The organism is Nonomuraea sp. NPDC049637 (assembly GCF_040675235.1).
In the GTDB taxonomy this organism is placed as follows: domain Bacteria; phylum Actinomycetota; class Actinomycetes; order Streptosporangiales; family Streptosporangiaceae; genus Nonomuraea.
On the sequence record NZ_JBFAOM010000086.1, the window covers coordinates 1 to 14,268 of the forward strand.

At 73.8% G+C, this 14,268-nt stretch carries 11 protein-coding genes and 1 pseudogene; 4 read left to right on the top strand and 8 right to left on the bottom strand.

The window, feature by feature from the left end; all coding sequences use genetic code 11:
- The 3 genes and pseudogenes from AB0J71_RS48565 to AB0J71_RS48575 all read right to left on the bottom strand — a co-directional run.
- A pseudogene (locus AB0J71_RS48565) lies at positions 1-528 on the bottom strand (phosphoketolase); the annotation flags it as partial.
- A 33-nt stretch (positions 529-561) separates the two neighbouring features.
- The gene (locus tag AB0J71_RS48570) at positions 562-2,013 is read right to left on the bottom strand and encodes an HAD-IC family P-type ATPase (protein ID WP_364421130.1); all 1,452 of its coding nucleotides are present in this window, start codon (positions 2,011-2,013) and stop codon (positions 562-564) included.
- The gene (locus AB0J71_RS48575; RefSeq protein WP_364421132.1) at positions 1,950-2,951 is read right to left on the bottom strand and encodes a hypothetical protein; all 1,002 of its coding nucleotides are present in this window, start codon (positions 2,949-2,951) and stop codon (positions 1,950-1,952) included. Before AB0J71_RS48575 ends, AB0J71_RS48570 begins: the two co-directional genes overlap by 64 nt.
- A gap of 372 nt (positions 2,952-3,323) precedes the next feature.
- Between AB0J71_RS48575 and AB0J71_RS48580 the strand changes: the two genes are divergently transcribed.
- Entirely contained in the window at positions 3,324-5,834 is a 2,511-nt protein-coding gene (locus AB0J71_RS48580; RefSeq protein WP_364421134.1) for a cation-transporting P-type ATPase, read from the top strand.
- Positions 5,835-5,880: 46 nt separating this feature from the next.
- Here the strand turns inward: AB0J71_RS48580 and AB0J71_RS48585 are convergent, their stop codons facing one another.
- Genes AB0J71_RS48585 through AB0J71_RS48595 form a run of 3 tightly spaced genes read right to left on the bottom strand, consistent with a single transcriptional unit; the run spans position 5,881 to position 7,740 of the window.
- Positions 5,881-6,399 carry a flavodoxin gene (locus tag AB0J71_RS48585; protein WP_364421136.1) on the bottom strand — a complete coding sequence of 173 codons (519 nt, stop codon included), beginning with the start codon at positions 6,397-6,399 and terminating at the stop codon, positions 5,881-5,883.
- A gap of 1 nt (position 6,400) precedes the next feature.
- Positions 6,401-6,901, bottom strand: coding sequence for a CBS domain-containing protein (locus AB0J71_RS48590; RefSeq protein ID WP_352330678.1), 501 nt, complete (start codon positions 6,899-6,901; stop codon positions 6,401-6,403).
- On the bottom strand, positions 6,898-7,740 hold the full coding sequence (locus AB0J71_RS48595) for a universal stress protein (protein WP_352330676.1): 843 nt from the start codon (positions 7,738-7,740) through the stop codon (positions 6,898-6,900). Before AB0J71_RS48595 ends, AB0J71_RS48590 begins: the two co-directional genes overlap by 4 nt.
- A 221-nt stretch (positions 7,741-7,961) precedes the next feature.
- On the opposite strand from AB0J71_RS48595, the gene AB0J71_RS48600 reads away from it, so the two are divergent.
- Positions 7,962-9,215, top strand: a complete 1,254-nt coding sequence (locus AB0J71_RS48600) for a hypothetical protein (RefSeq protein WP_352330674.1) — start codon at positions 7,962-7,964, stop codon at positions 9,213-9,215.
- A 10-nt stretch (positions 9,216-9,225) separates the two neighbouring features.
- On the opposite strand, the gene AB0J71_RS48605 is transcribed toward AB0J71_RS48600, so the two are convergent.
- The gene (locus AB0J71_RS48605; RefSeq protein WP_364389543.1) at positions 9,226-10,407 is read right to left on the bottom strand and encodes an acetate kinase; all 1,182 of its coding nucleotides are present in this window, start codon (positions 10,405-10,407) and stop codon (positions 9,226-9,228) included.
- Positions 10,408-10,581: 174 nt separating this feature from the next.
- Complete coding sequence (locus tag AB0J71_RS48610) at positions 10,582-11,340, bottom strand: SAM-dependent methyltransferase (protein WP_364421138.1); 759 nt, start codon at positions 11,338-11,340, stop codon at positions 10,582-10,584.
- Positions 11,341-11,529: 189 nt separating this feature from the next.
- Between AB0J71_RS48610 and AB0J71_RS48615 the strand changes: the two genes are divergently transcribed.
- Entirely contained in the window at positions 11,530-12,366 is an 837-nt protein-coding gene (locus tag AB0J71_RS48615; RefSeq protein WP_352330253.1) for a MerR family transcriptional regulator, read from the top strand.
- A 396-nt stretch (positions 12,367-12,762) separates the two neighbouring features.
- Positions 12,763-14,220, top strand: a complete 1,458-nt coding sequence (locus AB0J71_RS48620) for an endo-1,4-beta-xylanase (protein WP_364421141.1) — start codon at positions 12,763-12,765, stop codon at positions 14,218-14,220.
- Positions 14,221-14,268: the final 48 nt, after the last annotated feature.

Below are 14,268 nucleotides of genomic sequence, written 5' to 3' on the forward strand. Positions count from 1 at the left end.
CCAGCTCGCGGCCAGCGGGCCGGTCTCGGCCTCGCCGTCGCCGATGACGCAGGCCACCACCAGGCGCGGGTTGTCGAAGGCCGCGCCGAACGCGTGCGCGAGCGAGTAGCCGAGCTCGCCGCCCTCGTGGATGGAGCCGGGCGTCTCGGGCGCGACGTGGCTGGGGATGCCGCCGGGGAAGGAGAACTGCCGGAACAGCCGCCGCATGCCCTCGACGTCCTGCGAGACGTCCGGATAACGCTCGGTGTAGGAGCCCTCCAGCCAGGCATGGGCGACGGCGGCGGGCCCGCCGTGGCCGGGGCCAGCGATGTAGATCATCTCCTGGCGGCGCTCGGCGATGATCCGGTTGAGGTGGGCGAAGCAGAAGTTCAGCCCCGGGGTGGTGCCCCAGTGGCCGAGCAGCCGCGGCTTGACGTGCTCCGGCCGCAGCGGCTCGGTCAGCAGCGGGTTGTCCAGCAGGTAGATCTGCCCGACGGACAGGTAGTTCGCCGCGCGCCAGTAAGCGTCGATGTGCTGCGTCGTCGTCATGATGACGATGATTTCCGGATGCGCGCCCGCGCCCTAGGGACCTTGGTCCCCTTCTCGGGGGGCGGAGGGCGGACGTCCGGCGGCGAGGGCGGCGGCCACCGTGCTGAACCCGTGGGCCCTGCGGTGCGTCGGATGGGCGGCGGTGCGGCCGCCCCCGGCCAGGGTCTCCGGGGCGGCCCGGAAGAAGCGGCGCTTGGCCAGCTCGACGAGGGCCAGGTAGGCGACCACTATCAGGCCCAGCACCGCGAAGAACGGGCCGGGCAGCGGCTGGAAGCCCAGGGCGCCGGCGAGCGGGGTGACCGGGATGACCGCGCCGAGCACCACGACGCTCAGTGCGGCGACCGTCAGGGGCAGGCTCGGACGGCTGCGGAAGAACGGCACCCGCCTGGTCCTGATCGCGAAGACCACCAGTACCTGGGTGGCCAGGGACTCGACGAACCAGCCGGTGCGGAACAGCGGCGGCCCGGCGTGCAGGACACCGAGCATGACGGCGAAGGTGACGAAGTCGAACAGCGAGCTGACCGGCCCGAAGAACAACATGAACCGCCGGATCGACGACACGTCCCACCGGGACGGGCGCCGCAGCTGCTCGGGATCGACGTTGTCGGTGGGGATGGCGAGCTGGCTGGAGTCGTAGAGCAGGTTGTTGAGCAGGATCTGGGACGGCAGCATCGGCAGGAACGGCAGGAACGCCGAGGCCGCGGCGGCGGAGAACATGTTGCCGAAGTTGCTGGACGTCCCCATCAACACGTACTTCATGGTGTTGGCGAAGATCTGCCGGCCCTGGATGACGCCGTCGGCCAGGATGGCGAGGTCCTTCTCCAGCAGCAGCACGTCGGCGGCGTCCTTGGCGACGTCGGTGGCCGCGTCGACGGAGATGCCCACGTCGGCGGCGTGCAGCGCGGGCGCGTCGTTGACGCCGTCGCCGAGGAAGGCCACGTCCAGGCCGTTGCGCCGCTGGGCCCGCACGATGCGCGCCTTGTGCTCCGGGCTGACCCGGGCGAACACGACGGCCTGTTCGATGAGCGCGGCCAGCCGGGAGTCGTCGGCGGCCTCGACGTCCTGGCCGGTCAGCACCCGTCCGGCGGGCAGGCCGAGATCGGCGCACAGCTTGGCCGCGACCGCGGGGTTGTCCCCGGTGAGCACCTTGACGGTGATGCCGAGGCCGGCCAGGCGGCGCAGCGCCTGCTCGGCGCCGGCCTTGGGCGGGTCGAGGAAGACCAGCAGGCCGCGGAAGGCGAGGTCGTGCTCGTCGGCCTGGCTGAGGGTCGTCCGGCGGGCGGCGTCGCCGGTCAGCCGCCGGGTGGCCACGGCCACCACGCGGTTGCCGGCGGCGAACTCGGCCTCCAGCACGGCCCTGGCCTGGTCGGCGACGGGGGCGCAGCGCGCCAGCACGGCCTCCGGCGCGCCCTTGGTGACGATCATCCGGCCGTCGTCGTCCTCGACCAGGACCGAGGCGGTTCTGCGCTCGTGGTCGAAGGGCACGACGGCCAGCCGCCGGCCGGGCGGCCCGGGCCGGAGCGCGGCGGGCGCGTCCCACAGGGCGACGTCCAGGGGGTTGCCGCTCGCCGAGTGGCCCGGCTCCCCTGCCGGGCCAGCCGGTGGGTGCCGGCGGCCAGGCCGGTCGAGACCACGGCGGGCAGGAGCTGCGGGGAGATGCCGACGGCGATCGCGAGCGAGAACAGCAGCGCGTCCAGCACCGGGCGGTGCAGCACGAGGTTGACGACGAAGATCCCGGCGGTGAGCGCGGCGGCGACCCGCACCAGCAGCATGGAGAACCGGCGCAGCCCGATCTGGAACTCGGTGTCCGGATGGCGGTCGCCGAGCCGGAGCGCGATGCGCCCGAACTCGGTCCGTCCGGCGGTGGCCACCACCACGCCGGTGCCGGACCCGGCGTGCACGACGGTGCCCATCAGCGCGCAACTGGCCAGCTCGGCCAGCGGGCGGTCCGGGCCGACGGGCTCGACGGCCTTGGCCACGGGCATCGACTCGCCGGTCAGCACCGACTCCTCGCACTCCAGCCCCGCCGACGACACCAGCCGCAGATCGGCCGGGACGATGTCGCCCAGCCGCAGCGTGACGACGTCGCCCGGGACCAGCGTGACCACGTCCACCAGCCGGGGACCGCCGTCCCGCAGGGCCAGGCAGCGGTGCCGGATCTGGGAGTGCAACGCCTCGGCGGCCTTCTCCGCCCGGTACTCGTTGAAGAAGCCCAGCCCGACCGACACCGTCAGGATCACGCCGATGATGATCGCATCCGTGGACTCGCCGAGGAAGAACGACGCGGCGGCGGTGACCGCCGGCAGGATCAGCAGGGGCGAGCGCAGCTGGCGGGCCAGCACCGCGACCCAGAGACCCGGCCTCCCGCCGTCCCCCGCAGAGCCGAAGGTCGGCCGGGCCAGGGCCGAAGGGCCTTCCCGCATGCCGTCCGGCGAGGGCGGGCGGCCTCGCCGGCGTCCCGCCGTCCGTCCCCGCGGCCTGCACCACGACCAGCCGCGTCCCGCGACGGGCCGCCTCGTCGGCGGCCCACAGCAGCGCGGCCGCGCAGTCCTCGGTGCCGTCGGTCCCGGCCACGATCAGGCGAATGCTCATACCTCCACGATCGGCCCGCGCGATGGGGGCGGAACAGTGCCGAAGGCCCCGCTTCCGGTGACTTTCGACCCTGCCGCCGTCCGGCCGGTCCCCGGAGGCTGGAGGGTGCACGTTTACCGCCCTGAGCAGGGCGAAGACTAGACCCTGAAGACACCTCGCAGCGACTCCGCCGGCCCGAGGGCCACGGCAGGAAGGACACCCACGTGACGCCCTCGTCCTCTGGCCTGTCGTCGGCGGAGGCAGCCGTCCGCCTGGAACGGGACGGCCCCAACCTGCTCCCGCGCAAACCGCCCACCCCGCTGTGGCGGCGCGTCGTCACCCAGCTCCGCGATCCGCTGATCATCGTGCTGCTGATCGCGGCGGCGCTGACCGTCGCCACCGGCGACTGGACCGACGCGGCCGTCATCGGCCTGGTGATCGTGGTCAACACGGCGGTCGGCGTGACGCAGGAGGTGCGCGCCGACCGCGCCATCACGGCCCTGGCCGAGCTGGCCACTCCTGACGCCCGTGTGGTGCGCGACGGCCACCAGCGGCAGGTCCCGGCGGGTGACGTCGTGGTCGGGGACCTGCTGGTGCTCGCCGAAGGGGACATCGTCCCGGCCGACGCCGAGGTGGTGGAGTCGGCGGCGCTGCTGGTCGACGAGTCGGCGCTGACGGGCGAGTCGGTCCCGGTGGACAAGGACGCGGGCGCGGCGGTCTCCTCGGGCACCGTCGTGGCCCGCGGCAGGGGCCGGGCGGTCGTCACCGCGATCGGCGCGGCGAGTGCGAGCGGGCGCATCGCCTCACTCATGGTCAAGGGCGCCGGTCTCACGCCGCTGCAACGCCGTCTGGTCGGGGTCGGCCGGCTGCTGGCCGGTGTCGCGGTGCTGCTGTCGGCGCTGGTGCTGGCCCTGGGCCTGGTCCGCGGCCAGCCGGTCGAGCTGATGGTGGTGACCGCGATCAGCCTGGTGGTCGCCGCCGTGCCCGAGTCGCTGCCCGCGGTCGTGACCCTGAGCCTGGCCCTGGGCGCCCGCCGGATGGCGGCCCGCGACGCGCTCGTCCGCAACCTGCCCGCCGTGGAGACGCTGGGCTCGGTGACCGTGCTGGCCACCGACAAGACGGGCACCCTCACCGAGGGCCGGATGGTCGCCCGGCACCTGTGGACCCCGGCGGCCGAGGCCGCGGTCACCGGCTCCGGCTACGCGCCCGACGGCAAGATCACCGGCGGGGACCCGGAGGAGTTCGCCGCGCTGCTGACCGCCGCGGCGTTGTGCAACGACGCCCGCCTGCGCCCGCCCCGGGACCCAGGTGGCGAGTGGACGGCGCTCGGCGACCCCACCGAGGCCGCGCTGCTGGCCGCCGCCGCCCGGCTCGGCCTCGACCGCGCGGGCCTGCAGGAACGGTTCCCCAGGGTCGTCGAGCTGCCCTTCGACAGCGACCGCAAGCGCATGAGCACGGTGCACCTGCTGCCGGGCGGCGGCGTCCGCCTGATCTGCAAGGGCGCCCCCGAGGCGCTGCTGCGCCCGTCCGTGCTGACCGACGGCCCGGAGCTGCTCGCCGGCGCCGCCGAACGCGCCGACCGGTACGCCCGGGACGGCTACCGCGTCCTCGCGGTGGCGAGCACCGACCTGGACGCCGTCCCGCAGCCCGTACGGGAGGACGGGCTGAGGCTGCTCGGGCTCGTCGCAATCCTCGACCCGCCACGTGAGGCGGCGGCCGCGGCCGTGGCCGACTGTGCGCGGGCCGGCATCAGGACGGTCCTCATCACCGGCGACCATCCGGGCACCGCCCGCGCCGTGGCCGCCGACCTGGGCATCATCGGCGCCGCCGACCGGGTCGTCGACTGCCGCGAACCGGGCGCATTCGACAACGGCCCGGCAGGCGTCTACGCGCGGGCCACCCCCGAGCAGAAACTCGACATCATCGAGAGCCTGCGCACCCGGGGCGAGGTCCTGGCGATGACCGGCGACGGCGTCAACGACGGCCCCGCGCTGCGCCGCGCCGACATCGGCGTGGCCATGGGCAGGCGCGGCACCGAGGTCGCCCGGCAGGCCGCCGACCTCGTGCTCGCCGACGACAACCTGGACACCGTCGTCGCCGCCGTCGAGGAGGGCCGCCGGGTCTACGCCAACATCCGCCGGTTCCTGGTCTACGGCCTGTCGGGCGGCGCGGCCGAGATCGCCGTGATGGTGCTGGGCCCGTTCCTCGGATTGCCGCTGCCGCTGCTGCCCGCGCAGATCCTGTGGATCAACCTGCTCACCCACGGCCTGCCCGGCGTGGCCCTGGGCGGCGAGCCGACGGTGCCGGGAACCATGTCGCAGCCGCCGCGTCCGCCGGGTCAGAGCATCATGGGGGCGGGGTTGTGGCAGCGGGTCCTGCGCATCGCGGTCGTGCTCACCGCCGTCACGCTCGGCGTCGCCGTCTGGGGGTCGATGACCGGGCGGCCCTGGCAGAGCATGGCCTTCTTCGCCCTCGGCGCCACCCAGCTCGGCGTGGCGCTGGGCACCCGGACCCGCCCCGGCACCCTGGCCAACCCGATGCTGCTGCTCGCCGTGGCGGGCGCGTTCGTCCTGCAGCTGGCCGGGATCTACCTGCCGCCGCTGCGCGAACTGCTCGGCACCCGGCCGCTGTCGCCGGGAGACCTTCTGATCGTCGTCGCGCTGTCCACGCTCGGCTACGCCGCCGCCCGCCTGGACCGGATCCTGCACCCGTCCCCCACGCCCGCGCGGCACTGAGAACGGCGCCCGGCGGAGAACCGCCGGGCGCCGTTCCACGAGGCTGTCAGGACGCGGGCACCGGGAACGACGCCGCCAGGCTCTCACCCCACTGCCTGGCCCGCTCCAGCTCGCCCGGCGCCGGCGGCCCCTGCATGCCGGTCACGTAGAAGCCGCACGGCGGCACGGCGAGCCGGACGCCGAGGCGACGCAGCCGTCTGGCGACCGCCCGCGCGGCCGAGCCAGGCAGGCGGGGCCTGGTCACGCGGGTGTCGAAGGCGGCCGAGCAGAGCCCGGCCGACGACGTGCTGAGCGTGGCCAGCCACTCGCGCACGCCCCCGCCGCGCGACACCAGCGGCCCGGCGGCCTGCTGAGCGGCCGACTCGCGGGTGGCGGCCCGGCTCATGGAGAAGGCGTGGGTCGGGCCGCCCACCACCAGGAGGGCGACCTCGTCCCCCACGTGCGCGGGGGCCGAGCCGACCTCCGCCACCTCGGCCCGCATCCGAGTGGCCAGCCCCTCGGCCACCGCCTGGGCGATCCGCTCGGTGTTGCCGAACATGGACTCGTAGACGACCAGGGCCTTCATCTCACGCCTCCCGCCGTTCCGGCAGGACGGGTTCGAGGTGGAACATCCCGGTCACCACCTCGCTCGGCTCGGGCCGCGGCGCGATCCGTCCGGCGACCGCCGACAGGACGTCCCGGGCGGTGATCAGGCCCACCAGGCCGTCGCCGGACAGCACGGGCACGGCGTCCACGTCGGCGTCCAGCATGGCGGCGGCGACCCTGCTCAGCGGGGTGTCCGGCCCCACCCGGGGCATGCGCGCGCCGCCGAGCAGGTCGCGCACCTCGCGGCCGGCCTGCTCCTGCGGCCCGCCGGACCAGGACGCGGCCAGGCACTCCCTGGTCAGGATGCCCAGCAGGCGCCCTCCGTCGAGGACCGGCAGGTGGTGCACGCCGGCCCGGCGCATCAGCTCCCACGCCATCAGCGGCGACTCCTCGGCCTTGACGGCCACCAGGACCCGGCTCATGACCTGTCCCGCCGTCGGCGACCCGTTCATGACCTGTCCGGCCGCCGGTGACCCGTTCATGACCGCTCCTCCGCGTCCGGCCGGACCACGGCGACCGGGCACTTCACGTGGTGCAGCACACCGTGGCTGACCGAGCCGAGCACGGCGGAGGCGAAGCCGCCCCGGCCGCGCGAGCCCACGACGACCAGGTCGGCCGATCCGGCCGCCTGCATCAGGGCCGTGACCGGATGGGCGCACGGCTGCTCGTCGGTGACGACCAGGTCCGGGTTGGCCTCCCGCCAGGGCACGACCCGCTCGCGCGCCGCGCCGGTCTCCTCGCGCATCAGGTCCTGGAGCAGGGAGTTGTACGTGACCGCGTACGGGGAGAAGACGGGCATCTGCCAGGCCGAGACCACGTGCAGCCGCGCGCCGCGGGCCCTGGCCTGCGTGACGGCGTACTCCATGGCCGCCTGCGCGTCCTGCGACCCGTCGTAGCCCACCACCACCGTGCCGTGCTCGGGGCCGGCGGCGGGGGCGCGGACGACCACGACCGGCCCTGACGCGTGCCCCGCCACCGCCATGCTCACCGAGCCGACCGTCATCCCGGCGAACCCGCCGAGCCCCCGGCTGCCCAGCACCACCCCGGCGGCCGTCGCCGACTCGCGGATCAGCTCCCCGGCCACGTTCCCGGACAGCAGCTCCGTCGTCACCTTGACGCCGCCGGACAGCGCGCGGGCCCGGTCGGCGGCCTCCTCCAGCAGCCGGGCGCAGTGCTCGGCGTTCGCTTCGTGCAGCCACTGCGGGCCGACGTGCACGAGACGCAGGTCCAGGCCCCGCCGCCGCGCGTCGGCGGCCGCCCATTCCACCGCTCCGGTCGCCGGGACGGACCCGTCCACACCGACGACGACGTGAGTGCTCATCGCGCATCTCCTTCACCGGTCGAAGCTCTCACCGTCAGGGTCCTACGGGCGGCGGCGCGGCGCCGGAGGAGGAAGTCCCGCCCGGCAGGGCCGTTGGTCCTCATCGGCTCGGCGGGCGAGTTCTGGCCCGATCCGGTCACGCCCCCGCCTCTCCGTCCCACGCTCTGTAGTGTCGGGAAGCGCCCCTCGCGCAGTAGCCCGCTCCACGTGAGGACGTCCTCATGACCGAAGAAGCGGTTCCCCCCGTCGCAGCACCCGTCCCGCCCGCCCGCACCGGCGGCCTGCTGGAGAAACCCGAGCTGGCGGAGATGTTCGCCCTGGCCAAGAAGCTGAACGGCACCTGGCCGGTCTTCGCGCGCAGCCTGGATCCCGGCGACGACCCGGCGCTCCTGCGCAGCCGCTACCGGGCGGTGGCCGCCTCCACCGCCCGCTGGTCGGTGCGGCGCAGGCACGTCGAGGACAACGTGAGCGCCTGGATCCTGCTGCCCATGCTCGGCGTGGCCGCCGTCGTCCTGGTGTCGGAGTTCTCCGTCAACTCCGTGCAGAAGGTCTTCCTGGCCGTCGCGGGCCTCACGGTCTTCATCTGGATCGCCGTCTGGATCGAGAACCGGCGGCATCGCCCGCTCTTCCGCTATGTCCTCGATCCGCTGGCCAGCGTCCTGGGGGTCGGCTGCTTCCCGGCCGTCCTGTACCTCCGGCACGCCGCCGGCCCCGCGTGGGCCGTCGAGCTGGCGGGCCGGGGATGGCTGCCGATCCCCCAGAGCATCGGCACCGTCAGCTGCGCCCTGGTCCTCGGGATGATCCCGGTCAAGGTGGTGATGTGGCAGTGGGACCGCGAGTCCAGGACCCCGCCCACCGAGCCGCTCTTCGAGCAGCTGGCGGCCGTCCTGGCCCGCGCCGAGCCCGACCGCCGCGGGCAGCTCGCGCCGGGGGCGCGCAGGGAGATCCTCGCCCTGCTCGGCAGGGTCGCCTTCCTGCTGCGCGTCGGCATCCCGACCGTCGCCCGGGGTGGGACGCCGCTGACCAGGGCCGTCGTCCGCGCCCGCGCGGTCGAGGCGGCCAAGGCCGTCATCGACCTCCAGTTGTGGGTGGCGCTGCCGTCCCCGACCGCCTACGACGACCTGCGCACCCGCGTCGCCGAGCTGACCCGCACGGTCATCACGGGCGAGTACGACCGGCTCCCCACCCGCGACACCACCCCCGAGGAGACCCGCCGTTCGTGGCACGCCCGCGTCCTGGAGACCGTCCGGACGCTGGTCATCGCCCTGCTGCCGGTGGCCGGCCTGGTGACCGCCGACCGGCTGGGCCTCAGGCTCCCGGCTCCCTTCGACGACGGCGCCATGATCGCCGTCGTGGCCTGGGCCGTCGTGCTCCTCCTGGGCCTCCTCGACCCGAACTTCGCCTCCCACCTGGCCGCCGCCCGTGACCTGACCACGCTCCCGACGTTCAACCGGAGCACGGACAAGGGCGCGTAGCGCGGCCCGGTCAGCCGGACCTCAGGCGTGCGAACGTCTGGTGGGCGATCTCCCACTCCTCGTCGGTGGGGATGACGAGCACGGGCACCTCGGCGCCGGGGACGGACACCGCCCGCTCGCCGGCCGCCCCCGCGGCGTTGAGCACGGGATCCACCGCGATGCCGATCCGCTCCAGCCCCGCCAGGCAGGCGGCGCGGGTGGCGGCGTCGTGCTCGCCGACGCCGCCGGTGAGCACGATCGCGTCCACCCGGCAGCCGAGCAGCGCGTGGTAGGCGCCGACGTACTTGCGGATGCGCCGGGTGTAGATCTCCAGGGCCAGCCTGGCCTCGTCGTCGTCGCGGGCGCGCACCTGGCGCATGTCGCCGGATCCGGTGAGCGCGAGCAGGCCGCCGCGGTGGCTGAGCTCGTGCTCGACCTGCTGGGCGTCCAGGCCGCCGGTGCGGGCCAGGTACGCGGCCAGGGCCGGGTCGACGTCGCCCGAGCGGGTGCCCATGACCAGCCCTTCCAGCGGCGTCATGCCCATGGAGGTGTCGACGCTGCGCCCGCCGGAGATCGCGGTGGCGCTGGCGCCGTTGCCGAGGTGGAGCACGATCAGGTTGAGCCCGGCGAGGTCGCGGCCCAGGAGGGCGGCGGCGCGCCGGGAGACGTACGCGCACGAGGTGCCGTGGAAGCCGAAGCGCCGCACGCCCTGCGCCCGCCACTCGCGCGGCACCGCGTACGTGTACGCCTCGGGCGGCAGCGTGCGGTGGAACGCGGTGTCGAACACGGCCACCTGCGGCACGTCCGGGAACACCTTGAGCGCCAGCCGGATGCCGGTCAGGTTGATCGGGTTGTGCAGGGGCGCGAGCGGGGCCAGCTCCTCGATCGCGGCGATGACGTCGTCGTCGATGAGCACCGCCTCGGCGAACCGGGTGCCGCCGTGCACCACCCGATGCCCGACCGCGACCGGCGCCGGCTCGGGGCCCGCGGCGGCGAACGCCGCCAGCATCGCCTCCAGCCCGTCCCCGTGGCCGGCGAAGGGACGTTCCCGGACGTACGGCGGCCCGTCCCCGCCGTGGTGCGTGATCCGCCCGAGGTCCTCCCCGATGCGCTCGACCAGCCCTCTGGCGGCGCGCTCGCGGGTGTGCGGATCGACGAGCTCGTACTTGATGGAGGAGGATCCCGTGTTCAGCACGAGAATGGGGTCGGCCATGCCCAAGACCCTAAGTCCGTTCCGGGGGCCGGGTGGCGGCACGGATCTCGTTCGGGACTTCCGGCCCTATCGGCCCTCGGCGGCGAAGGGAACCGGGCCGACGACGTGGATCACCCGCACGGTCGCAGCATGCCTGCCGAGCGCGACCGATGCGGCAGAACCGGAAGGTCACCGCTAGTTCCGGACGCCCACCCCGGCGAGGGACTCGGTGGCCTGCTCGGGATAGGGGTCGCCGTCGTACGGCCGCCAGTCGCCGAGCGGCACCAGCCCGGGGTCGAGGAGCGTGAACCCGCCGAACAGGGCCCGGATCTCGGCCTGGGTGCGGGGCCGCACCGGGTTGGCCGTCCGGGCGTAGACGGCCTTGCCCGCCTCCTGGGCGGCCGCCGGGACGGTGTCCGCGCAGACATGGCTGATCGCCAGATGGCTGCCGGGCGCGAGGCCCGCGCGCAGGGTCGCCGCGTACTCGGACGCCGCGTCCTCGGGGATGAAGTGCCAGACGGCGACGGTGATGACGCCCACGGGCTCGCCGAAGTCGATGAGCCCGGTCACGGCCGGATCCTTCATGATCGCGGCGGGGTCGCGCAGGTCGCCGAACACGGTGGGCGCGTCCGTACGGCCCCGACCGGCGGGGACGACCTCGGGATCGTTGTCCACGCGGACGACGCGCGCGTCCGGCCGTACCTCGCGGACCACGCCGAGGACGCTCGGCTCGACCGGCAGGCCGCACCCGATGTCCAGGAACTGGCGGACGCCGGCCTCGGCCATGGCGCGGGCGGCGCGCAGCACGAAGCCGCGGTTCGCGCGGGCGGCGGCCTCGATCGTGGGGAGCCGCGCCTTGAACGCCTCGGCCGCCTGCCGGTCCACCGGGTGGTTGTCCGTGCCGCCCAGCAGGTAGTTGTAGATCCGCGCGGAACTGGGGGCTTGATCGTTCATGGCGATCCCTTCGGAGTTGAGGGGTGACGCGGGACGCGTGGACGGAAGGCCGACCAAGATCATGATGGCACGGCCGCCGGAGCGCGCGCCGGAACAGCCGGGCGACTTCAGCGCCGGGCGCGGCGGGCCGCCCGGGCGGCGATCCAGGTGGTTTGTCTCCGCCCCAGGGGCAGGGTCCATACTCGGGCGGTGTCCGATCTGATGACCACTGGACAGTTCGCCGCGCGGTCCAACCTGACGCTCAAGGCGCTGCGGCTCTACGACGCCAAGGGGCTGCTGCCGCCCGCCGAGGTCGATCCCCGCACCGGTTTCCGCCGTTACGGCCCGGCGCAACTCGCCGCCGCCCGGCGCATCACGCTGCTGCGCGCCATCGACATGCCCCTCGCCGAGGTCGGCAGGGTGCTGCGGCTGGATGGCCCCGCGGCGGTCGAGGCCATCGCGAAGCACTGGAGCGCCCGTGAGGAGCAATGGCGGGCACGCCAGTCGTTGCTGGCCTACATCCGGCAGGTCTTCCTGGAGGAGGCGACCCCCGCGTACGAGGTGCGCCTGCGGGACGTGCCCGAGCAGCGCGTGATCTTCATCCACGGCCATGCGCGAGCCTCGGGCCTGACGGACTTCATCACGGACGCCTCGGCCGCGCTCTTCGCCCATCTGGGGGCGGCCGGCGGCTGCCTGTCCGGGCCGCCGTTCGCCGTCTTCCACGGCACGGTGAGCGAGGACTCGAACGGCCCGGTGGAGGTGTGCCTGCCGACCGGGAGCCCGATCGAGCCCGCCGGCCGGATCGGCGTCCGGCTGGAGCCGTCCCACCGGGCCGCGTACGTCGAGGTCAGCAAGGAGCGGTCGCACTACCCGGCGATCCTGCCGGCGTACGACACGCTCAGAGCCTGGCTGGACGACCACGGGCTGGCCCCGGCGCTGTCCATGCGCGAGATCTACCACCCGAACCGGGAGACGGCGGGCCCGGCGGAACACGTCACCGACGTCGCGGCCCCGTTCGCGCCGCCGGCGGGCCCGGGGCAGCCGTAGGGGACGCCCGTGTCATGGTTCCGCCTGTTCGTGCGTCAGCGCTGACAAGTCGCGGTGCCGGCGGGACGGAGCAAATACGAGCCGGACGACCCTGTCAAGAGCGCCCGGACCCCGAAGCGGCCGAAGACGCGTCCCACCTCCAAATGGGCGCCGCCGTCGCCGTGAAACTTTCACGACCCGCCGACCGAAACTTTCGACAGCTACCGGCCTGGATGACCAGCCTCTGCAAGCAAGCCCGGCTCCGAAAGTTTTATCCGAACCTTGACAACTTTCGGCTAGATCCACACACTGAGTGCCCGAGCCCGGCTCCCCCCATCCGCTCCCCAGCGCCTCGGGCGCACCCCTCCGAAGTGCGCCCCACGACCTTCCCCATGATTCGCGTACGGAGGCTCAAGCATGCGTGTCAACGCCATGTCCCCACCGACCGCCGGACGGCTGCCCGGCGCGCGCCGCCGGGCACTGATCACCGGCGCGATCGGCGCGCTCGGCCTGCTCACGGCACTGGCGACGGCGATTCCGGCCGACGCCGCGGCGAGCACGCTCGGCGCGGCCGCCGCCCAGAGCGGCCGCTACTTCGGCACCGCCATCGCCGCGGGCAAGCTCGGCGACTCGGCCTACACGACGATCGCCAACCGCGAGTTCACCATGGTGACGGCCGAGAACGAGATGAAGATCGACGCCACCGAGCCCAACCGGGGTCAGTTCACCTTCACCAACGGCGACCGGGTCTACAACTGGGCCGTGCAGAACGGCAAGCGGGTACGCGGCCACACCCTGGCCTGGCACTCCCAGCAGCCCGGCTGGATGCAGTCGTTGTCGGGCGGCTCGCTGCGCCAGGCGATGATCGACCACATCAACGGCGTCATGGCCCACTACAAGGGCAAGATCTACGCCTGGGACGTGGTCAACGAGGCCTACGCCGACAGCGGCGGCGGCCGGCGCGACTCCAACCTCCAGCGCACCGGCAACGACTGGATCGAGGTGGCCTTCCGCACCGCGCGCGCCGCCGACCCGGCCGCCAAGCTGTGTTACAACGACTACAACATCGACAACTGGACCTGGGCCAAGACGCAGGGCGTCTACAACATGGTCAAGGACTTCAAGGCGCGCGGCGTGCCGATCGACTGCATCGGCCTGCAGTCGCACTTCAACGGCAACAGCCCGTACAACAGCAACTACCGCACGACCATCCAGAGCTTCGCCGCGCTGGGCGTGGACGTGCAGATCACCGAGCTGGACATCCAGGGCGGCTCGGCCACCACGTACGCCGCCGTCGTCAACGACTGCCTGGCGGTGCCGCGGTGCACCGGCATCACCACCTGGGGCGTCCGCGACACCGACTCCTGGCTCGGCTCCGGCGCCAGCGCGCTGCTCTTCGACGGCAACGGCAACAAGAAGGCCGCCTACACGGCGGTGCTCAACGCGCTGAACGGCGGCAACACGACACCCCCGCCCGGCGGCGGCGCGGGGCAGATCAGGAGCACGGCCGCCGGCCGCTGCGTCGACGTGCCCGGCTCCAGCACCGCCGACGGCACCGCGGTGCAACTGTGGGACTGCAACGGTCAGAGCAACCAGCAGTGGACCCAGACCTCGGCAGGAGAACTGAAGGTCTACGGCAACAAGTGCCTGGACGCCGGGGGCACAGGCAACGGCGCCAAGATCCAGATCTACTCCTGCTGGGGCGGCGACAACCAGAAATGGCGCGTCAACACCGACGGGACGATCGTGGGCGTGCAGTCCGGGCTGTGCCTGGACGCCGTGGGCGGCGGCACCGGCAACGGCACGGGGCTGCAGCTGTACACCTGCTGGGGCGGCAGCAACCAGAAGTGGACCTACAACGCGGGCACCGCGTGAGCTTCGCCGGGCCGTCGCGCCGGGGGGGCGGGGGGGCGGCCCCGCGGC